Below are 19639 nucleotides of genomic sequence, written 5' to 3'. Positions count from 1 at the left end.
CATTGACGCAAAATTAACATTGTAATATAATATAAATGAAAATTGAATATTTTCTAATCTTCAGGGACGGGTGCAATTCCCTACCGGCGGTACAGCCCGCGAGCCGAATGGCAGATCCGGTTAGATTCCGGAGCCGACAGTAAAGTCTGGATGGAAGAAGGTTTATTTTTATTGGTATTGTATGAAATGAGTCCCTGATGTAATCGGGGACTTTTTTTGATGGGAACGGAGAGCATGGATTAATGCTGGAACATTTTCTGATCCTATATATAAACAGGAATTTTGTGAAGAAACTTAGAGTAAGCAAGTTTACCCCGTTCTACCGTACCTAAGCCTTCAGTTTTTATTAACTGCAGGCAAGGCACGCTACGAACCCGATTGACATTTCTAACATTCAGTCGGAGATAAACTCCACCTGAATGAAGAACTGCCTTACTTAGTCTTAGGTTCGTAGCTCTCATTCCTGTATGATATAGCATTAGAAAAATACCTTCCGTGTTTTTTAGTGAAATTCAGTGTCCCTCAGTGGTTCCAAAAAAGTCCCAAAAGGAATACATTCACCCTGAGCTCTGAGCTCTATTATAAGGAGGCAAAAAAATGAGAAACTCAAAACTTCAGTTGGTAACAAAAATAGGTATTCTATCCGCATTGGCATTCCTCTTGTACTTAATTGAATTTCCTCTTCCTTTATTTCCGCCGTTTTTAAAGATTGATTTAGGGGATTTGCCCGCTATTATTGGTGCTTTTGCTCTTGGACCATGGGTAGGAGTCATGATAGAGCTTATAAAGAATATACTTCATCTGGTTGTCCGTTCATCAACAGGCGGAATCGGAGAAGTAGGAAATTTCCTTACAGGCTCAGCTTATGTGTTGGTTGCGGCATCGATGTACTTTAGAAATAAAAGCAGGAAGACTGCTATATTAGGCTTGACCATAGGTACAATAATTATGGCGGCAGCCATGTGCTTTTTCAACTTCTTTATTTTGATACCGGCTTTCACCAACAGCCCGGTTTCTATGGATAATATACCTCTTATACTTACGGCTATACTGCCTTTTAATTTGATAAAAGGTGTAGTTTTATCCATAGTCACCTTGATGCTCTACAAGAGCTTATCCCCTATACTTCATGCTGATGTTTATAACGAAGTGGCAGATAAAAGAGCCAGATAAGGTATACTTTTAGCAAAAAATGAAATATAATAATTAAAATGAAAAAAATATCCGGAGCAAAGCATCTTGCTCCGGTATTTGCATTGTGCTGGAGGTTATTATGCTTAGTATTATTTCTAAAAATGCAGAAGATACATATAAATTAGGAGAAAGATTGGGCAGATTGCTTTTCCCCGGCAGCATAGTCTGCCTTACGGGGGACTTAGGAGCAGGCAAGACAGCTTTTGCTCAAGGCATAGGAAAAGGCCTGGGAGTATCGGAGCATGTTATAAGCCCAACCTATACAATCATTAATGAATACACTTCCGGAAGGATTCCCCTTTATCATTTTGATGTATATAGATTAGGAAGCTCCGACGAGATGTATGAATTGGGCTGCGATGAGTATCTATATGGGGACGGGGCGACGGTGCTGGAGTGGGCGGATAGTGTGGAGGATGTGATACCGGCCCAGCGGCTCTGGATAACCATTAGAAAGCTGGAAAATCAAGACCAGCGGGAAATAAGGATGGAAGCTTCAGGTTTGGCTTATGAAAACCTATTGAAGGAGATGGAGAAGGATGAGAATATTAGCTATTGATACATCTACGGCAGCGGCGTCTTCAGCCCTTATAGAGGATGGAAGGCTGCTGTGCGAGTTTATGATAAACGATGGCAAAAAGCATTCGGAGAAGCTGATCAATATCATGAATACTGCTTTGGAAAGCAGCGGCATAGAGGTCCGGGATATAGATGCCTTTGCTTGCTCAACAGGCCCGGGTTCATTTACGGGACTCAGGATAGGAGCAGCGGCTGTAAAGGCTTTGGGCCAGGCACTGGACAAACCGGTAATAGCCGTTCCTACTTTGGATGCATTGGCTTATAATGTCTTTCCGCGCAGAGGATTGATATGTCCGATGCTGGATGCCCAAAGAAATATGGTATATGCGGTTCTCTACAGATGCGATGGCAAGAAGCTGACCAAAGAGGAGGATTATAGGGCCATAGATATTGATAAGCTCATAGAAAGGCTTGAGGATTTTGGAGAGGATATAATCCTGCTTGGAGATGCCATGCCTATTTTTGGAGAAAAGCTGAAAAATGCTCTTCCAAACGCTGTTGAAGCTCATTCCGGTGCTTTATATCCGAGAGCTTCTTCAGTGGCAATATTGGCAGAAGAGCTGTATAAAGCAGGAGAAGCCTTGAACTATAATGATCTCGAGCTTTATTATATAAGAAAATCTCAGGCGGAAGTGGAATACGACAAGAAGCAGAAGATTGAGATAGCACCGATGACAGGAGAAGATATTCAGGCTGTATATGATGTTGAATGCTTGAGCTTTGCAGCTCCATGGTCTTTAGATTCCTTCACATCAGAGATTTACAGCAATAATATGGCAAAATATATGGTGGCCAGAGTAGGGGAAGAGATAGTAGGCTACGGAGGAATGTGGATCATATTGGATGAAGGACACATAACCAATATAGCCGTGCATCCGGAGCACAGGGGCAAAGGCATAGGAGATGCATTGGTGCAGGCTATCATAAAAATAGCCGTTGAAAACGGCGTAAAGAGGATGACACTGGAGGTAAGACCTTCAAATTGGGCTGCCCTAAATCTATATAAAAAATATGGTTTTAAAGAAGCCGGAGTAAGGAAGGGCTATTATGAAGACACCGGAGAGGATGCGGTTATAATGTGGCTGGAGTTATCTTAGAACTCAGGGCTCAGAGCTCAGAATTAAGCCGTTGGCCTCTAGCCGCTGGCTTCTGGCATTAGGGTATTCCTTTTAGGTCGAGGGGGGACGGAGAACACGGATTAACACAGTTTTCTATTTTAACTAATCCCATATCACACAGGAATGCAAGTTACAAACCTAAGACTAAGTAAACTTGCTTACTGCAGCTTCAAAACTCGCTTTGGCTCAAACAGTTGAAGCTGCGGGCGTTACGCTTCGTTAACTTACTCTAAGGTTCTTCATAAAATTCCTGCTTAGATATGAGATTAGTTAAACACCCTCCGTGAAAATCCGTGAAAGATTCAGTGAAAATCCGTGTTCCCCGCTCTCAATTGACCCTAGACTCGCGACCTTCATACCAGAAGCCAGAAGCTAGCGGCTAGAAGCTGGACCATAAAGGAATACATAAGCTCTTTTCTCAGACAATTGCAAGAGAAACCCGTATATATATCAGAACCGGCAAAAGAGGTGGGGTTAATTTGGATGGGGCAGATATAGATATAATAAACAAATGCCTGGAAGGTGATGATTTGGCTTTTGAAGAGCTGGTGACCAGATATAAAAGGCTGGTTTTCAATACATCCTATAGGATGATGGGCAGCTACGAGGAAGCGGAAGATGCCTCTCAGGAAGCTTTCATAAGAATGTATAAAGCCCTTAATAGATACGATCCCCAATTTAAATTTTCTACCTGGGCTATGAAAATCACAACAAATTATTGCCTTGACTTGTTGCGAAAGAGAAAGGGAGATACGGTTCCTATTGAAGAACAGTATGATTTGAAGGATGACGGCTTAACTCCCGAGGAAGAGTATATAAGGCATGAGAAGCAGCAAATGGTCAGGAAAGCCATAGAAAGCTTGCCGTCAAAATACAAAGAGCTCATAGTGCTTTTCCATAATAGGGGGCTATCCTATTCGGAAATAATGGAGGTAACCGGAGAATCTTTGACAATAGTAAAAAACAGGCTGTATAGGGCACGTCAGATGCTTAAAGATAGTTTGGAGAAGTTAGACAAGGAGGGTGAGAGCATATGGAATGCAGCAAAATAAGCGATTTCATTATGAAATATATAGACGGAGATATAAGCGAAGTTGAGCTGAAAATGTTGAATAGGCATATGCTTTATTGTGAAGACTGCCGCCGGGAATTTCAGATATTGACGGAAATGTCAAAGTGCATAAGCGAGCTGCCGGAGGTTGAGGCACCCGCAAGTCTTGAAGCAAAGGTTATGGCGAGAATAAAGCAGCAAAGGACCCAATCCAGCATGCTCAGTATGCTTATGGGTGCTGCGGGCCTATTCGTATTTGCATATTATATGGCTATCTTTGCAATCTTGCCTTTCTTCAGGGAGCTTGGAACTTTCCAAATGATGCTCAGCTATGGCAATTATTTTCTAAAGCTCATTGGAGGATACATTACAAAGATAATTGTATACTTACCCATTACTATAGAAAATTTGCTTATACTAAGAAATATTCTTATCAGGGATTATATGAATGTTATGTTGCTGATCGCAGGCGGGGTAATGCTGCTAAACCTGGAGCTTATCAAGTTCATTAATTTGCAGCAGGAATAAGGAGGGATGCGGGATGAAAAAGAAATATTCTCTGGCGGTCATAATCTTGCTGATATTGACGGTTTTTTTCACCGCTGCTTTTTCTGTAAGGGATGATAATTCATCCTTTACTATGGGTCAAGATTTAAAAATCAATAAGGACGAAAATATAAAAGGTGCCGTAGCAGTATTGTTCGGTGATGCTGTTGTAGACGGAACCATTGACGGAGAGCTTGCCGTCATATTCGGAGATGCAAGGATCAACGGCAGAGTAAACGGCAATGTGGCTTCAATATTCGGAGATATTATAGCGGGTGAAAATGCGGTTATAGGAGGCAGTGCTGCTGCGGTAATGGGAGAGGTGGATAAATCCCAGGGCTCTGTCATTGCAGGAGAGACTGCAAGCATAAAGGGACCTTTCGATACCAGCGGGATGAACTTCATACCTTTGCTGGGAGTCATATCTTTACTCGGGCTCATAGTCTTTTACGGGCTGTCATCCTTGCTGTTGGTCTTAATTCCCGATAGGATTGACTTCATGGCTGAAAGCGCCCCCGTAAAGATATGGAGAAGATTCGGCATAGGTATAGCAGCTTACCTGCTGTTTTTGCCTGCCATCATAGCATTGGCTATAACTATTGTCGGCCTTTTCTTGATACCGTTTTTTATTGCTGCCTTTTTCCTCACTGTTTTCTTAGGATTGGCGGCAGTAAAATTGGCCATAGGCAGAAGAATTACAGGAAAATTGGAGGGAAGAAGTGCTCCATATATTTACTTGCTGGTAGGATCAATCCTGATTTTTATTTTGCCATTCATACCCGTCCTCGGCTGGCTGGTGTATATATTTGCATCCTGTGCGGGCCTTGGAATAGTGCTGGATACCAGGTTTGGCAGACCGAGAGCAAAGGCAGTTTAATAAAATATTAATTATTTTGCTTTATATGTCCCAAGCTATGTGATATAATATGTAATTGTTATCATATTATATTCATGCATTTAGGGGGAATAGAATTGCTGCTCCGGGAATTTGAAATAGATGGCCATATTATACGCCTAAGCGAAGTAGATGATATATTTGTTGCTGAAGTTGCACAAAGCAGCGGCGAAAGGCTGTTCTATCATGAGTTTTCAAACTATGAAAGCATAAAAAACGGCTTCAACCAAATCATTGAGGAAAATGAAGCAAACAGTATAAATATAAAAAGGGTTTTAGATATTCTGGAAAATAGTAAATAGTATCAGACGGGGCAGGATAATATCCTGCCTTTTGTACATGATATAAAAAAAGCGAAGCATTATACCTCGCGGCCATAAATGGAGAGATGAAAATGGGAAAAGATGTGGTAATATTAGCCATAGAGAGCTCCTGCGACGAAACCTCGGCTTCTTTAGTCAGAAATGGGAGAGAGGTTTTGTCTAATATTATTTCAAGCCAGATAAGCGTACACAAAAAGTTTGGCGGTGTAGTGCCTGAAGTGGCTTCGAGGAAGCATATAGAGAACATAAGTCAGGTCATAGATTTGGCTTTGGGTGAGGCCGGCCTGAGGTTTGACGATATAGGCGGAATAGCTGTCACTCATGGCCCGGGTCTGGTAGGAGCTCTGCTCATTGGACTGACTACTGCCAAAGCATTGGCTTATGCCAGGAAGCTGCCTCTTATTGGTGTCAATCATATAGAGGGACATATATATGCAAATTTTATTCAGCATAAGGAGCTGGAACCTCCTTTTGTATGCCTTGTGGCTTCAGGAGGGCATAGCCATATAGTCAATGTCCGATCCTACGGCAGCTATGAGATAATGGGCATGACAAGAGATGATGCTGCAGGAGAAGCTTTTGACAAGATAGCAAGAGCTTTAGGTCTGGGTTATCCCGGCGGACCGCTGGTAGATAAGATAGCCAGGGAAGGAAATCCCCATGCTATAGATTTTCCCAGAGCCTACTTGGAAGAAGGCAGCTATGATTTCAGCTTCAGCGGATTAAAATCTGCCGTCTTAAATTTCTTGAACAGCTTATCTATGAAAGGCAGTTCGCCAAATATTCCGGATGTGGCAGCAAGCTTCCAGCAGGCTGTAGTGGATGTCTTGTCGGATAAACTCATTGCAGCCGCCGAAGAGAAGAAATCGCCTTATGCGGTGCTGGCAGGCGGTGTGGCCGCAAACAGCAAGCTGAGAGAAGAACTCAGCAATAAAGGGTTGGAAAAGGGAATAAAGGTATTATACCCGGACCCGATACTATGTACGGATAATGCGGCCATGATAGGCAGTGCCGGTTATTATAAGCTTATGCGGGGGGAAATATCAGAGATGAACCTCAATGCGGTGCCTAATTTGACGCTGTAGGAGAATGGAAAGCGATTTATTATTTATTACTTGTTGATTAATAATTTCAATTTGGTATAATAATATTAAAGAGACTGCCACAAATGTGGTTGCCTCATATGAGATTCAGTTTAACTAAACCCCCTGCAAGGCACTGCAGGGTGGTTTTATTTTGGTATCCTACTTCTTAAAGAATATCGACATTATCGAAATTATTAAAGATAGTAACGCTATTATAAACATCCCAAAGGTTAGCATTATTGTTATAGTGTCATTAGATGTTTTTTTCATAGCCTCACCTCCTTAGTGAAAGGAGGCAAACCACACCTGCAACAGTCTCCAATATATTTTACCATATTAGTGCATACAATCCAGTAGAAATAACATTAGTTTCCGTGTCTTTCAGTGAAAAATTAAGTGTTAATCCGTGTTCTCCGTCCCTCATCGACCTAAAAGGAATACCCTAATGCCAGAAACCAGCGGCTTAATCCTAGTTCCTGAGTTCTGAGTTCTGAGTTCTGAGTTCAAATAAATATTGACACTGTCTTCAAATAAAAGTATAATTGTATACAATAATACAAATATACGAATACGAAGGGGGTCTCTCTATGTACAAAGCTACTTTAATACCCGGTGACGGCATAGGTCCGGAAGTAATAAGTGCAGCAACTTCGGTGATCGAAGCTGCAGGAGTTGATATCAAATGGGATGAAAAGCAGGTAGGGCAGGCAGCTATGGCTAAGTACAATAATCCTTTGCCTGAGGACACCATTAATTCTATTGAGATCAACAGGATAGCCCTTAAGGGTCCAACTACCACGGAAATAGGCAAAGGCTTCAGAAGTGCCAACATAAGCTTGAGGCAGAGACTGAACCTGTATGCAAATATAAGGCCCATTAAGACTATTGAGGGTGCTAAAACAAAATATAAAGGCGTAGACCTTGTTATATTCAGAGAGAATACAGAGGATTTATACATGGGCATAGAACATATGATAGGAAAGGATGCGGCAGAATCCATCAAGATCATAACGAGAGAGGCATCGGAGAGGATCGCCTCCATGGCTTTCAGCTATGCGGTGAAAGAAAAACGAAAAAAAGTTACCTGTGCTCATAAGGCAAACATCATGAAGCTCAGCGACGGGCTTTTCTTATCCAGCGTCAGAAGCGTTGCCGGCAAATTCCCTGATATTCAATACGAAGAAGTGATTGCCGATGGTCTATTTATGAATATGGTAATGAATCCTCAAGACTATGATGTGCTGGTATTGCCGAATCTCTATGGAGATTTATTATCGGAAATGAGTGCCGGCTTAGTAGGCGGACTCGGAGTTGTACCGGGTGTAAATATAGGCGTAGAAGCTGCGGTATTTGAGCCTACCCATGGGACGGCTTTGGATATAGCAGGCCAGGGCATAGCCAACCCCACGGCTGCAATTTTATGCGGTGTAATGCTTCTGAGGCATTTAGGAGAGAAGGCTGCAGCAGAGAGGATTTATAACAGCGTATCCCGGGTCATAAAAGATGGCAAACATGTGACGAGAGACTTGGGCGGGACTGTTTCTACTCTCGATATGACGAAGGCTATAATTGATAATTTATCCGATAGATAAACGGCGGGTGATTTAATGGAGTATTTTACAAGGGCACAAATATATGAGAAGATCCGCCAGGACATCCTGGATGGAAGATATGAAAGAGGTGAAAGCCTCATAGAGCAGAAACTGGCACAGGAGTTTGGCGTAAGCCGAACGCCTGTAAGAGAAGTTTTGCGCCAGCTTGAGCTGGATGGCTTGGTCGGAAGCATACCGAACAGGGGAGTATTTGTTATAGGCATCACTCAAGAAGATATAGAGGATATCTATGAAATAAGGCGAAGGATCGAAGGTCTGGCTGCTTTATGGGCGGCGGATAAAATGACGGAAGAGGAATTCGCTGAACTGGAGAATATATATAACCTTATGGAATTCTATACCCCTAAGCATGATGTTTCTCAAGTAGCAAAGCTTAATACTCAGTTTCATGAAGTAATTTTCAAAGCATCCCACAGCAAATACCTAAAAAACATGCTGAGCAACTTTCAGGCCTATATTCAGTGGGCCAGGTATGCTTCCCTCAAGGTGCCCGGCCGCATGGAAGCTGCCCTTGTAGAGCATAAGGGCATCTTGGAGGCCTTCAGGCAAAAGGACAGGCTTTTAGCCGAAAAGCTCATAATGGAGCATGTTGCAAATTCCAGCAAAAATATCAAGACAGCACAATAGAAAGCGGGCCGGCTATTGGATGTCGGCCCACTCTTCCAGCAGTTCATCTATTTGAGCACATAAAATTTCTTTTTCTTCGCTAAGTTCGTTGCACTTGATATGATCTGAGTATATATCAGGCTGTTCCAAGAGCATATCGATTTCTTTTATTCTGGCTTCAGCGATTTCTATTTCCTTTTCAATAGTCTCCAGGCGTTTTTGCTGGCGCCTTTCCTTAGCTTTCTCCTCCTTCTGCTTCAGCCAATCATTTTTAACTTCCGAATTTTTTTCAGATTCGCTTGCGCCGCCATCATCAGTATCGAACAATTCTCTCTTTTTCAGATAATAGGAGTAGCCTCCGTCGTACAGCTTGCCTCCTTGGGAAGTAAGCTCCACTACCTTGGTAGCCACCTTATTGAGGAAGTATCTGTCATGGGATATAAAAAGCACAGTGCCGCTGTAGCCGGACAGAGCCGCTTCCAACACGCCTTTTGACTCCATATCAAGGTGGTTGGTAGGCTCATCCAGCAAAAGAAAATTAGCCTTTGAGAGCATGAGCTTCAGCAATGCTATCCTGCTCTTTTCTCCGCCGCTCAATACGGATATTTCCTTAAAAACATCCTCCCCTTGAAAAAGAAAAGCTGCCAATGCATTTCTTATGGTTGTCTGGTTGAGCTCCGGATAAGCATCCCATATCTCATCGATGACCATTTTGTCGGAACTAAGGCCTTTCTGCTCCTGGTCATAATATGCGGGAAATACTGACATGCCGAATCTCAAAGTTCCTTTATCAGGCTTCAGTATACCGGCAATTATTTTGAGCAAAGTAGTTTTTCCTATCCCGTTTGGTCCCAGCAGGGCTACTTTGTCGCCACGCTTGATTTCAAGGCTGAAGTTTTGAAATAAAGGCCTGCCGAAAGATTTAGAGACGTTTTCCAGCTTCAATACATCATTGCCGCTTCTCAGCTTGGGTTCAAATTTAAAATGAGCTTTCTTAGGCAGCGCCTCGGGCTTTTCAAGTCTTTCCATCTTTTCTAACATTTTTTCCCGGCTTTCAGCCTGCTTTATGCTTTTTTCCCGGTTATACTGCCGGTATCTGGCTATTATGGCTTCCTGACGGGCTATCTCTTTTTGCTGATTCTCATACTCTTTTTGCGCCTGCTCTCTGTTTTCATCCTTTTTTACAATATAATACGAGTAATTTCCTTCATACTCTAAAAGCCTGCCATTTTCTATTTCAAAGGTTCTGTTTGTCACATTGTCCAGCAGATATCTGTCGTGGGATATTATCATCAATGAGCCTTTATAGTCTTTGAGAAAGCTTTCAAGCCATTCTACAGCTTCGATGTCAAGATAATTGGTAGGCTCATCGAGGAGCAGGATATCTCTTTTCTCCAGCAGGACCTTGCCCAGGGCTACTCTGGTCTTTTGACCTCCGCTGAACAAAGCCACCCTATTATCATAGTCCTGGGGAGAAAAACCCAGCCCTTTGAGGACGCCCCTTATTTTGCTTTCATATGCGAAGCCATCGTTGTTTTCATATTCTTGCTGCAAGGAGGAGTAGGCCTTCATCAGTGATTCCATTTTGGCCTCATCGGCACCGGATTTCATGCTGCTTATTTCATGTTCCAGACCCTTTAGCTTATTTTCTATTTCTATTATATCGGAAAAAACCTTCAGCATTTCCTGCCACAGGGTCGTATCCCACTGGAAATCCAAAAACTGAGACATATAGCCTATGCTCATATTCTTGCCCAGATACAATTCACCGCTGTCTCTGTCTTCGATTCCGGCAATTATTTTAAATAAAGTGGACTTCCCGGCCCCATTCACACCTATTACCCCAACCTTGTCCTTTTCCTGCAAGGTGAAGGAAGCATCTTTTATGATCAAATCCATACCATAAGATTTTTGTATTTCTTTTGTCGATAAAATTATCATTGTGACCTCCTGAAAGGATATTTGCAATAATAATTCTACCAAAGATTCATAAATATATAAATATATAAGGAGCAATTGGAAAATATAATATCAGCCCTCCGGTTTAAAAACTTACTTTGATTACCAAATAAATTAGTTAATCAATTGACTTTTAAACTGACATATAATAAAATATTAACAATAAAATTGTTGTTAACTATAGCCATGATTTAGAATATTGCAATAATTTACCTTAGATATAGGAGTTGATATAATGGAAAGATTTAGCAGCATTTCTATGGCGGTTGTAAGGAGATTACCTAAATATCATAGATATCTCTCGGAATTAAAAAAGAATGATGTAAAGAGAGTTTCTTCTCAGGAGCTCAGCAGGATTACAGGCTTTACCGCATCTCAGATAAGGCAGGACCTAAATTGCTTTGGAGGCTTCGGCCAGCAAGGCTATGGGTATAATGTGGACGATTTGCATCAGCAGATCAGCAAGATTTTAGGCCTTGATAAGATTTATAAGACGGTTATAGTAGGTGCGGGCAATCTTGGGCAAGCTATAGTGAACTATACTTTTTTTGAAAAAAGCGGTTTTATTCCTCAGGCAATATTCGATGTTAACCCAAGGCTCATCGGACTTAAAATAAATGATATCAAGGTCCATGATGTGGAAAATCTTGAGAGCTTTGTAAAGGATAATGGTATTGATATAGGCATAATATGCACTCCTAAAAGTCAATGCCAAAAGGTAGCCGAGGCTCTGGCCAAAGGCGGAGTTCAAGCGATTTGGAATTTTGCGCCCTCAGATGTCAGCGTACATGACGATATTATCGTAGAAAACGTGCATCTAAGCGAAAGCCTTTTTACCATCTCGTATTTGCTTAAGGAGAGGGAAGAGGTTTCAAAGGCCAAAAAATATTGACACCAAAAAATTCAGGTGGTAAAATCTACTTATTAAAGGGGAGTAACTGCTCTTTGAGTTGATAGAGTCAACATCACAGCTTATAAGCCTGGCTCTATCGTGACTGTGTCAAGTGAGACCTTTAACGCAATATCATTTTGTGTTAAGGGTCTTATTATTTTTTAAAGGGGGCCAAATAAATTTCAAAATATCTTTTTGCTAAAGAATATGATAATATGATTTAAGAAAGATATCTTGCATAGTTAAAAAATAATGAAGGATATCATTCAAATTTTTTAATAAGGATTAAAAAATTTGTAAAACATAGCTTATATACTAAAGGAGATGTAGAAAATGCTGGACTTATTTAGCGGTTTTCAAGCACTGAGCCTTGGGAACATCATCATGTTTGTGATTTCTTTTGTACTTATTTATCTTGCAATTGTAAAGGAATATGAGCCGATGCTCTTATTGCCTATCGGATTTGGAGCCATACTGGCCAATATTCCGCTGTCCGGAGCTATTGGAGAGCACGGGCCGCTTACAATCCTATATAATATAGGAATACTTACTGAGTTATTCCCATTACTTATTTTTGTAGCCGTAGGTGCTATGATAGATTTCGGACCGCTCCTCAAGAATCCTAAGATGCTTCTTTTCGGGGGTGCTGCTCAGTTCGGCATTTTTTTTACCATGAGCTTGGCAGCTCTTATGGGATACAGCCTCAAAGAGGCTGCATCAATAGGGATAATCGGTGCGGCGGACGGACCTACCTCAATATTTGTGGCCACCAAGTTTGCTAAAAATCTTTTGGCGCCCATATCGGTAGCGGCCTATTCGTATATGTCTCTGGTTCCAATAATACAGCCCCCGGTCATCAGGGCTTTGACGACCGTAGAAGAAAGAAAGATAAGGATGCCCTATGAGGAAAACAGCATATCCAAGAGGGTTAAAATAATATTCCCCATTGCAGTCACAATTATTGCGGGCATAATAGCCCCCACCAGTGCTGCTTTGGTAGGCTTCTTGATGTTCGGAAATCTTCTCAGAGAGTGCGGCGTGACGGAAAGGCTTTCTAAATCGGCACAAAATGAGCTGGCCAATCTGGTAACTATTCTCTTGGGGATCACAATAGGTTCTACGATGACTGCAGAAGGCTTTTTAAATATCAGTACCGTAAAGATAATATTGATGGGTCTGGCGGCCTTTGTTTTCGATACGGCAGGCGGCGTAATGTTTGCAAAGTTCCTCAACCTTTTCAGCAAGAATAAGATCAACCCTATGGTAGGAGCAGCGGGCATATCGGCCTTCCCAATGTCTTCACGGGTTATTCAAAAAGAAGCGCAAAAGGCAGATCCGACAAACTTCATACTCATGCATGCAGTAAGTGCCAATGTTGCCGGACAGATAGGCTCTATAATTGCAGGCGGATTGATTTTGGCATTAGTGAAATAGGAGGGTAAAAAAATGAACATAGCAGTTTTTTATGAAAGCTTAAAGGTTATGGTAAATGGAATGGTAGGCATATTTGTGGTAATAATTATTTTCTACATGCTGATAACAATATTGACAAAAATATTTCCTGAAAACAGATAATAAATATGTTACAATGGTAAATATATTAATATCTTAGAATGCTGTTAATAAACGGGGACATACCCCAAGTAGAAGGGTCGTTTGGAGGGGGTGTGTCCCCGTACATCATAAAGGAGTAATATCTTATGGAAGTATATGCTCTCATAGGCCATAGCGGCACCGGCAAAAGCTATAAGGCATTCATGGTTGCCAAAGATAAAAATACTCAATATATTATCGATGACGGCCTTTTGATCGGGGGCACCAGGGTCATCACCGGAAGCTCCGCCAAAAAAGAGGGCACCAAGCTTGCAGCAGTTCGCAGAGCTCTGTTTAAAGACGAAAAGCACAAAGAAGCAGTGAAAGCTGCCTTAAAGGAGCTCGGGCCGGAAAGAATACTTGTGCTTGGGACCTCTAAAAGGATGGTGGAGCAGATAACAGAGGCTTTGGAGATACCTATGCCTTGTGAAATCATATATATAAACGACATATCCACTGATTCGGAGATCGATACTGCTGTAAAATCCCGGCGCTTTGAAGGCAAGCATGTAATACCTGTACCGACTGTGGAAGTTAAAAAGGACTTTTCGGGATATTTTATCGACTCCCTAAAGATATTCAGAAGGAAGGAAAAAGCCGGGGATATAGCTGAAAAGACCATAATAAGGCCTACCTTCAGCTATTTGGGCAAGTATGAAATATCTAAAAATGCTTTGGCTCAGCTTGTAGAGATGACTGCATTGAAAGCAGAAGGTACCATTAAGGTGAATAAAGTCAGGATAGACAACAAAGCCGAGGGTGTTATCATAGATCTGGAAGTATCCTTAAGCCTGCAAAAAAGACTTGATTTAATGATGAGGGATATACAGCAAATCGTGAGAGAAAAGCTGGAGTATACCACTGGTTTAAATGTTATCGCTGTAAATGTATGGACTGTAGGTTTGATGTTGCCGGACAGAAAAATATATATAGGCGAGATTTAATAGGATGTGAGAAATATGGAAATTAATGATATGAATATAAGAACTGTAGAAAATGGAGTAGTGCTGGAAAATATCCGTCATTTCAATGCGCAGCACATATTTGAATGCGGCCAATGCTTCCGGTGGAAGCCTTCGTCTGACGGCAGCTATACGGGTATTGCCTTCGGCAAGGTGATAAATATCAGATCAGATGAAGAAAACAACAGGGTGCAGATTTTGAATACAAATATGGAAGATTTCAAAAGTATATGGTTTGATTATTTTGATTTAGGCAGGGATTACGGAAAGATCAAGGAAATGCTTGCTGAAGATGAAATCTTAAGAACAGCCATAAAATATGGAGAAGGCATAAGGATATTAAAACAGGACCCGTGGGAGATGCTTATATCCTATATAATGTCCGCCAATAACAGGATACCCATGATAGCCAGGAGCATAGGGCTGCTTTCTCAAATGTATGGACAGCCTGTTTATTATGAAGGCGAAACCTATTATACCTTTCCGACTCCCGAAGAGCTGTCACAGGCTGAGCTTTCCGATATAGAAAAGTGCAGAGCAGGCTTTAGATGCAAATATATAGTCAAAGCCATACAAATGGTCATAGATGGTACAATTGATTTGAACCGCATTAAGGCTATGGATATCGATAGTGCAAGGCAGGAGCTTATGAAGGTGCCGGGAGTGGGTATCAAGGTAGCAGATTGCATAATGCTTTTTTCTATGCAGAAATATGCTTCATATCCTACGGATGTGTGGATAAAAAGAGTGACGGAGCATTTTTACCTTCATCAGGATGTGCCTATGAAAGCTATCCATGCTTTTGCACGGGAAAAGTTCGGAGACTTGGCAGGCTTTGCACAGGAATATTTATTTTATTATGCAAGAGAGATGAAGATAGGCAGCAATAAGGGGGAAAAGTAATGATATTATTAGGAGCAGTGACCAATGCTGCTGCAGTGTTTGTCGGCGGAATCACGGGCTTGCTTATGAAAAAAGGACTGCCGAAGAGATTTGGAGACTCGATAATGCATGCCCTTGCCCTCTTCACCTTTGGATTGGGCGTGGCATTTTTTATGAAATCACAGCAGATAATGATCGTGATAGCCAGCTTGCTGCTGGGAACACTTATCGGGGAAATTATTGATATAGAGAAGAGATTGGAAAGCTTGGGGAACTCCTTGCAGTCCAAAGTCAAAGGTGTCGGCGGAAGCTTTTCTGAAGGCTTTGTAACTGCAAGCCTTCTTTTTTGTGTCGGCTCCATGGCGATAATGGGTTCTTTGCAAAGCGGCCTTTCGGCAAATCATGAGGTTCTTTATGCAAAAGCCGTTATGGATTTGGTGGCTGCGCTTATATTTGCTGCTGCCATGGGACTTGGGGTGGCGATGTCCGCCGTACCTGTGTTGATCTACGAGGGGAGCCTGAGCCTTCTGGCATCTGTAGCATCTCCTTACCTTAGCAATGCAGTAGTGGATGAAATGACTGCCGTAGGCGGAGTATTGCTGATGGGACTGGCCCTTTCCATATTGGAAATCAAAAAGATCAGAGTAGGAAATATGATTCCCGGTATATTTTTGCCTATAATCATAATGTTGTTTATGAAATAGGGCTGTTGAATAACGCATTCAACCTGTCATTCCGAAGGAGCAAAGCGACTGAAGAATCTTTTTATTGCAATGTCTTAAAGATTCTTCGCTATGCTCAGAATGCCAAAATTGGAATTTTGCAACAGCCTTTATATTTTTATTGACCAGTATGAGAATCTATTATCCTTTCATTTACCAGGCTTTTTAATATTTCCTCTTGATTTTCTGCTTCAGGAGAGAAGGAAGCAGTGCAATAAAAGCCGTTTTCTTTCCAAATGTAATCAGTTTCGCAAATTTTGCCTTCATATGTAAGTTCATATCGCAGGACATCTTTGCCGGAAATCGATAATGATTGGGTTTTTATTTTATTTGATTCATCTGCTTTGCCAATGCTTAGCTCAAAGTATCCCTTTTCCCTTGCGTGATCATATATTTTAGAGCCTTCCCTTTGAACAAATGTGAGAGAGTCCTTGGGCAGATTGTAAATCATTACAAGCTCATAATTGATTTTGTTATTTTCTATATCTGAATCGGAGGATATACCTACACTTGCATAGGATGCCTTTATATCTTTTGGAATAACTAATGGAAACTTAATAGGAAATCCTAAAAGAGTTTTTGCTTTTTCCAGATCTTCCTTATCATATATTGATAATTGGCCGATTTCAGTGGAAATTTCGGGAGTTATAGGGGCATAATCCACATTTTTTATATGCGGCAGGTATTTTATAGATTCTGCGATCTTCATCACATCTTCCTGGGATAGGTCTATTCTTCTGTTGATATTTCCTTTAGATGTTTTTACATCCCAAGTATATTCTATACCATAGAATATGCCTTCATCCTGCCATAGGAAATATTTTTTTGTGCTTTCCCAACCGCTTCCATCAGCAACTATACTTGCAGTGATAGTAAAAATTGAGCCTTTTAGACTTCCATAGCCAAGCGGTTTCTCATCGCTCATGCATTCATTTTTTGCACTTTCTTTAAGAAATCCTTTTAGATCCTTTGTGGAAGCATGAAAAGTAAAGCTTGATCTTTTATCCAATTTTTTATCAAAGAAAATCTTTACCGCATCTGCTCCTTCATAAGCTTTTATCATATGAAAAGCACTCGGAATATAGCCTGAAGGAACAAAATCTGGCACTTTGAATTTAAATTCTGCAACTTTTGCCATTTTATTAATATCATTGTAGGATTTTAGCGGTGCATCAATGAGAAATTCGGCCTCGTCTGCCGGAGCCTTATCAATCAACATGCCCTGAGACTTTTCTGCGGTCATGGCGCCGCTGTCTGTTATGCTGCTGGAGCTCACAGCGTTTGTAAGGGTTATGCTTCCTATAAGTATGCAGCATATAACCGCAGCCGCAGAAATTTTATAGGAACCTTTTTTAAATGCTTTGATCATATGAATTCTCCTTTTAATTTGATTTTTTGTTTCAAAAAAGCTTATCAGACTTAACTGACTATGCTCATTAAAAAACATCCTGGAAAGATTGACCATGGTCATACCGTATGGCATTATTTCTTCTTCTCCAAGTATCTCAAGCACATAGGCATCGCTGGCAATTTCTCTGAGCAGCTTCATCCTTTTTGCAGCAAACCATACCACAGGGTTAAACCAATATATCATCACGGCTATTGTTCCCAATAGATTATAAACAGAGTCTTTTCTTTTGCAATGGACCAATTCATGCAAAAGGATATGCATAAGCTGTTTGCCGCTTATTTTGCTGCATATGCCTTCCGGCAAATAGATTCTGGGCCTTATAATTCCCGATATACAGGGACTTTTGAAACTTTCATCTGTGTAAATAGAAATACCGCTTTTTATTTCCAGTTTTTTTAAACAATCCTCCAGTAAAGAAACAATATCCGGTTTTGCAAGTCTTCTGAAATATATGGCTTTACCCTTAAATTTAAACATAGCTGTTAAAGCAGAAAGAGCCATAGAAAGGAATCCGGCAAACCAGGTCAGGGAAGCTATTCTTAAAGCGTATCCGGCCGAAGTTTCTTTTCCTTGATCATTTGAGTATTCCTCAAAGGAAAGCACATAGTCGTTTTCATAGTAATTCCTGCCATGATCTCTGTAGCTATTAACTTCACCGCTAATATCATGATCATACCCTTCTGCTGAAAAAGCGGAGGCATCCAAAACAGCAGTCTTTTTAGAGTCAATAAAATTTTGAATTTTTGCAGGTAAAAGATTTAATATGCTTAAAGGGCTTTCGGGAACTACCGGTGTAAGAAGCCTTATCAGAACTAAAAGCCATAATGCATGATGAAATCTTGGACCGATTCTATCATTGAAAATCAGTTTTATCAGTATTATGATCAATGATAAAATACCGGCGGCTATCGAAGAATATAGAACCCAGAGAAAAAGCTTGCTTATCATATCCATATTAAATCCTCTCCGCTTTCTTTTCTTCAAGAAGCTTTTGGAGCTTTTCAATCTCTTTGTCGGTTAAAGGTTCATCTTCCAAGAAGTTTGAAAAAAGCATGCTTACAGTACCGTCATATACTCTCTCAAGAAAAGACTTATTTTCAGCCTTTATACATTCCTTTTCGGATACTATGGGATGATATAAATAGTTGCGGCCGGATTTTTCAAAGCCTATTGCGCCTTTTTTAAGAAGCCTGTTTATGAATGTTTTTACGGTCTGACCGGACCAATTCATTTTATCTGATAGAGATGATATTATCTCATCTGAGGTTATAGGGCTGCTTTTCCATATAAGCTTCATTATCTCCCATTCGGCTTCCGAAATCCTCGGAATATCTCCCACAAGCAATACCTCCTATCTGCCATAACTTTGTTTACAATTGTAAACATTAATTTAAGTTTACAATTGTAAACAAAATATGTCAAGTAAAATATTTCTATTTTCTAAAAACATATTGACAGAAGTGAAAATCAGATGTATTATTAGTTATGAGCATATGCACATAACTAAACGAGGTGATAAAATGCCTAGGCCAAGGAAATGCAGAAGAATAGAATTTATGCCCGACAATCAATATTTTTATCCTAAATCCAAAGATTTCGAAGAGGTCATAATCAGTTTTGAAGAGGTAGAAGCTCTCAGACTCTCTGATCTTGAAGCTATGGAACAAGATTCTGCATCTGAAAAAATGAATGTTTCCAGAGGTACCTTTCAGAGAATTATTAATTCTGCCAGACATAAAATTGCAGATGCCATTATAAATGGAAAAGCAATTAGGATAGAAGGCGGAGATTATGAGCTTATGAGCGGCAATGGGAATGGTATGGGTCATTGCAGGAGATTCAGAGGAGGCAGAGACTAAAGGAGATAATCACATGCATCTCTATAAAGAGGAGGTGTAAGAATGAGAGGATGGAATATGAGAGAGCAGGGTCCTAACCCCTATCCCTTTTGCAGATGCAATCCTTCATTGCCCTCCAGAAGAGCAATGAGAGGCTATTATGCAGAAGATATGAGTATTTTTTCTGTGAATGAAGCTGAGTATTTAAAAGGCACCGCAGAATATCTCAAAGGCCAATTGGATGCTGTAAACAAAAGACTTAAAGATATCGATAAAGCAGAATAGTTTTTACCTTAAACTTCAATAAATTTATTGAAATATAATAAATAGAAAGTTATAATTTAATGAGATGCATGTGTATTTTTTATCT

22 protein-coding genes and 1 riboswitch are annotated in these 19639 nt (G+C 40.7%); of the genes, 18 read left to right on the top strand and 4 right to left on the bottom strand.

The annotated features are described in order from the left end of the window. The first annotated feature begins 52 nt into the window (after positions 1-52). Positions 53-166: riboswitch (FMN riboswitch) on the top strand. A 431-nt stretch (positions 167-597) separates the two neighbouring features. The 8 genes from AC4HCY_RS18905 to tsaD all read left to right on the top strand — a co-directional run bounded on the left by AC4HCY_RS18905 (position 598) and on the right by tsaD (position 6791). Then, entirely contained in the window at positions 598-1173 is a 576-nt protein-coding gene (locus tag AC4HCY_RS18905; RefSeq protein ID WP_323433344.1) for an ECF transporter S component, read from the top strand. A gap of 100 nt (positions 1174-1273) precedes the next feature. Next, positions 1274-1753 (top strand): tRNA (adenosine(37)-N6)-threonylcarbamoyltransferase complex ATPase subunit type 1 TsaE, encoded by a 480-nt coding sequence (tsaE, locus tag AC4HCY_RS18900; protein WP_323433345.1) that lies wholly within the window; start codon positions 1274-1276, stop codon positions 1751-1753. Next, the gene (gene tsaB / locus AC4HCY_RS18895; protein WP_323433346.1) at positions 1734-2870 is read left to right on the top strand and encodes a tRNA (adenosine(37)-N6)-threonylcarbamoyltransferase complex dimerization subunit type 1 TsaB; all 1137 of its coding nucleotides are present in this window, start codon (positions 1734-1736) and stop codon (positions 2868-2870) included. The genes tsaE and tsaB overlap by 20 nt, the downstream gene beginning before the upstream one ends. 500 nt (positions 2871-3370) lie before the next feature. Continuing rightward, complete coding sequence (locus AC4HCY_RS18890) at positions 3371-3943, top strand: RNA polymerase sigma factor (protein ID WP_491094879.1); 573 nt, start codon at positions 3371-3373, stop codon at positions 3941-3943. After that, positions 3925-4470 carry an anti-sigma factor family protein gene (locus tag AC4HCY_RS18885; RefSeq protein ID WP_323434100.1) on the top strand — a complete coding sequence of 182 codons (546 nt, stop codon included), beginning with the start codon at positions 3925-3927 and terminating at the stop codon, positions 4468-4470. Before AC4HCY_RS18890 ends, AC4HCY_RS18885 begins: the two co-directional genes overlap by 19 nt. A 13-nt stretch (positions 4471-4483) precedes the next feature. Further along, positions 4484-5365, top strand: a complete 882-nt coding sequence (locus AC4HCY_RS18880; protein ID WP_323434099.1) for a polymer-forming cytoskeletal protein — start codon at positions 4484-4486, stop codon at positions 5363-5365. A gap of 95 nt (positions 5366-5460) precedes the next feature. Continuing rightward, complete coding sequence (locus AC4HCY_RS18875) at positions 5461-5685, top strand: hypothetical protein (RefSeq protein ID WP_323434098.1); 225 nt, start codon at positions 5461-5463, stop codon at positions 5683-5685. A gap of 92 nt (positions 5686-5777) precedes the next feature. Further along, positions 5778-6791, top strand: a complete 1014-nt coding sequence (tsaD, locus tag AC4HCY_RS18870; RefSeq protein WP_323434097.1) for a tRNA (adenosine(37)-N6)-threonylcarbamoyltransferase complex transferase subunit TsaD — start codon at positions 5778-5780, stop codon at positions 6789-6791. 159 nt (positions 6792-6950) lie between these two features. Here tsaD and AC4HCY_RS18865 read toward each other — a convergent pair whose 3' ends face one another. After that, positions 6951-7013, bottom strand: a complete 63-nt coding sequence (locus AC4HCY_RS18865; protein WP_491096155.1) for a hypothetical protein — start codon at positions 7011-7013, stop codon at positions 6951-6953. Positions 7014-7378: 365 nt separating this feature from the next. On the opposite strand from AC4HCY_RS18865, the gene AC4HCY_RS18860 reads away from it, so the two are divergent. Both AC4HCY_RS18860 and AC4HCY_RS18855 read left to right on the top strand, forming a co-directional pair. Next, positions 7379-8383, top strand: a complete 1005-nt coding sequence (locus AC4HCY_RS18860) for an isocitrate/isopropylmalate dehydrogenase family protein (RefSeq protein ID WP_323434096.1) — start codon at positions 7379-7381, stop codon at positions 8381-8383. 15 nt (positions 8384-8398) lie between these two features. After that, the gene (locus AC4HCY_RS18855; RefSeq protein WP_323434095.1) at positions 8399-9031 is read left to right on the top strand and encodes a GntR family transcriptional regulator; all 633 of its coding nucleotides are present in this window, start codon (positions 8399-8401) and stop codon (positions 9029-9031) included. 12 nt (positions 9032-9043) lie between these two features. Here the strand turns inward: AC4HCY_RS18855 and abc-f are convergent, their stop codons facing one another. Continuing rightward, positions 9044-10951: a ribosomal protection-like ABC-F family protein gene (gene abc-f / locus AC4HCY_RS18850; RefSeq protein WP_491094878.1), complete on the bottom strand. Its 1908-nt coding sequence runs from the start codon at positions 10949-10951 to the stop codon at positions 9044-9046. Positions 10952-11204: 253 nt separating this feature from the next. On the opposite strand from abc-f, the gene AC4HCY_RS18845 reads away from it, so the two are divergent. The 6 genes from AC4HCY_RS18845 to AC4HCY_RS18820 all read left to right on the top strand — a co-directional run bounded on the left by AC4HCY_RS18845 (position 11205) and on the right by AC4HCY_RS18820 (position 16002). Continuing rightward, the gene (locus tag AC4HCY_RS18845; protein ID WP_323434093.1) at positions 11205-11861 is read left to right on the top strand and encodes a redox-sensing transcriptional repressor Rex; all 657 of its coding nucleotides are present in this window, start codon (positions 11205-11207) and stop codon (positions 11859-11861) included. Between the two features lie 333 nt (positions 11862-12194). Continuing rightward, complete coding sequence (locus AC4HCY_RS18840; protein WP_323434092.1) at positions 12195-13295, top strand: sodium ion-translocating decarboxylase subunit beta; 1101 nt, start codon at positions 12195-12197, stop codon at positions 13293-13295. Between the two features lie 12 nt (positions 13296-13307). Beyond that, entirely contained in the window at positions 13308-13436 is a 129-nt protein-coding gene (locus AC4HCY_RS18835; RefSeq protein ID WP_323434091.1) for an OadG-related small transporter subunit, read from the top strand. Positions 13437-13561: 125 nt separating this feature from the next. Beyond that, positions 13562-14398, top strand: a complete 837-nt coding sequence (locus AC4HCY_RS18830; RefSeq protein ID WP_323434090.1) for an Asp23/Gls24 family envelope stress response protein — start codon at positions 13562-13564, stop codon at positions 14396-14398. 15 nt (positions 14399-14413) lie between these two features. Then, positions 14414-15319: a DNA-3-methyladenine glycosylase family protein gene (locus AC4HCY_RS18825; protein WP_491094877.1), complete on the top strand. Its 906-nt coding sequence runs from the start codon at positions 14414-14416 to the stop codon at positions 15317-15319. Beyond that, a complete protein-coding gene (locus AC4HCY_RS18820; RefSeq protein ID WP_323434088.1) occupies positions 15319-16002 on the top strand; it encodes a DUF554 domain-containing protein in 684 nt (227 codons plus the stop codon). The genes AC4HCY_RS18825 and AC4HCY_RS18820 overlap by 1 nt, the downstream gene beginning before the upstream one ends. Positions 16003-16138: 136 nt before the next feature. Here the strand turns inward: AC4HCY_RS18820 and AC4HCY_RS18815 are convergent, their stop codons facing one another. After that, the gene (locus AC4HCY_RS18815) at positions 16139-18385 is read right to left on the bottom strand and encodes a M56 family metallopeptidase (protein ID WP_491094876.1); all 2247 of its coding nucleotides are present in this window, start codon (positions 18383-18385) and stop codon (positions 16139-16141) included. A 1-nt stretch (position 18386) separates the two neighbouring features. Beyond that, positions 18387-18770, bottom strand: a complete 384-nt coding sequence (locus AC4HCY_RS18810; RefSeq protein WP_323434086.1) for a BlaI/MecI/CopY family transcriptional regulator — start codon at positions 18768-18770, stop codon at positions 18387-18389. 181 nt (positions 18771-18951) lie between these two features. Here AC4HCY_RS18810 and AC4HCY_RS18805 point away from each other — a divergent pair, with 181 nt between their 5' ends. Both AC4HCY_RS18805 and AC4HCY_RS18800 read left to right on the top strand, forming a co-directional pair. After that, complete coding sequence (locus AC4HCY_RS18805) at positions 18952-19290, top strand: DUF134 domain-containing protein (protein WP_323434085.1); 339 nt, start codon at positions 18952-18954, stop codon at positions 19288-19290. A 42-nt stretch (positions 19291-19332) separates the two neighbouring features. Continuing rightward, entirely contained in the window at positions 19333-19554 is a 222-nt protein-coding gene (locus tag AC4HCY_RS18800; RefSeq protein WP_323434084.1) for a DUF5320 domain-containing protein, read from the top strand. The last annotated feature ends 85 nt before the right edge of the window (positions 19555-19639 follow it).

The sequence above is a fragment of the Lutispora sp. QWL-02 genome (assembly GCF_058315355.1).
This window is presented reverse-complemented; position numbering and strand designations above follow the sequence as displayed.

What these genes read in the sequence shown, in the direction of transcription:
- AC4HCY_RS18905 (WP_323433344.1), top strand. Translation starts at nt 598, where the DNA reads ATGAGAAACTCAAAACTTCAGTTGGTAACAAAAATAGGTATTCTATCC.
- tsaE (WP_323433345.1), top strand. Translation starts at nt 1,274, where the DNA reads ATGCTTAGTATTATTTCTAAAAATGCAGAAGATACATATAAATTAGGA.
- tsaB (WP_323433346.1), top strand. Translation starts at nt 1,734, where the DNA reads ATGAGAATATTAGCTATTGATACATCTACGGCAGCGGCGTCTTCAGCC.
- AC4HCY_RS18885 (WP_323434100.1), top strand. Translation starts at nt 3,925, where the DNA reads ATGGAATGCAGCAAAATAAGCGATTTCATTATGAAATATATAGACGGA.
- AC4HCY_RS18880 (WP_323434099.1), top strand. Translation starts at nt 4,484, where the DNA reads ATGAAAAAGAAATATTCTCTGGCGGTCATAATCTTGCTGATATTGACG.
- tsaD (WP_323434097.1), top strand. Translation starts at nt 5,778, where the DNA reads ATGGGAAAAGATGTGGTAATATTAGCCATAGAGAGCTCCTGCGACGAA.
- AC4HCY_RS18860 (WP_323434096.1), top strand. Translation starts at nt 7,379, where the DNA reads ATGTACAAAGCTACTTTAATACCCGGTGACGGCATAGGTCCGGAAGTA.
- AC4HCY_RS18855 (WP_323434095.1), top strand. Translation starts at nt 8,399, where the DNA reads ATGGAGTATTTTACAAGGGCACAAATATATGAGAAGATCCGCCAGGAC.
- abc-f (WP_491094878.1), bottom strand. Translation starts at nt 10,951, where the DNA reads ATGATAATTTTATCGACAAAAGAAATACAAAAATCTTATGGTATGGAT.
- AC4HCY_RS18845 (WP_323434093.1), top strand. Translation starts at nt 11,205, where the DNA reads ATGGAAAGATTTAGCAGCATTTCTATGGCGGTTGTAAGGAGATTACCT.
- AC4HCY_RS18840 (WP_323434092.1), top strand. Translation starts at nt 12,195, where the DNA reads ATGCTGGACTTATTTAGCGGTTTTCAAGCACTGAGCCTTGGGAACATC.
- AC4HCY_RS18835 (WP_323434091.1), top strand. Translation starts at nt 13,308, where the DNA reads ATGAACATAGCAGTTTTTTATGAAAGCTTAAAGGTTATGGTAAATGGA.
- AC4HCY_RS18830 (WP_323434090.1), top strand. Translation starts at nt 13,562, where the DNA reads ATGGAAGTATATGCTCTCATAGGCCATAGCGGCACCGGCAAAAGCTAT.
- AC4HCY_RS18825 (WP_491094877.1), top strand. Translation starts at nt 14,414, where the DNA reads ATGGAAATTAATGATATGAATATAAGAACTGTAGAAAATGGAGTAGTG.
- AC4HCY_RS18820 (WP_323434088.1), top strand. Translation starts at nt 15,319, where the DNA reads ATGATATTATTAGGAGCAGTGACCAATGCTGCTGCAGTGTTTGTCGGC.
- AC4HCY_RS18815 (WP_491094876.1), bottom strand. Translation starts at nt 18,385, where the DNA reads ATGGATATGATAAGCAAGCTTTTTCTCTGGGTTCTATATTCTTCGATA.
- AC4HCY_RS18805 (WP_323434085.1), top strand. Translation starts at nt 18,952, where the DNA reads ATGCCTAGGCCAAGGAAATGCAGAAGAATAGAATTTATGCCCGACAAT.
- AC4HCY_RS18800 (WP_323434084.1), top strand. Translation starts at nt 19,333, where the DNA reads ATGAGAGGATGGAATATGAGAGAGCAGGGTCCTAACCCCTATCCCTTT.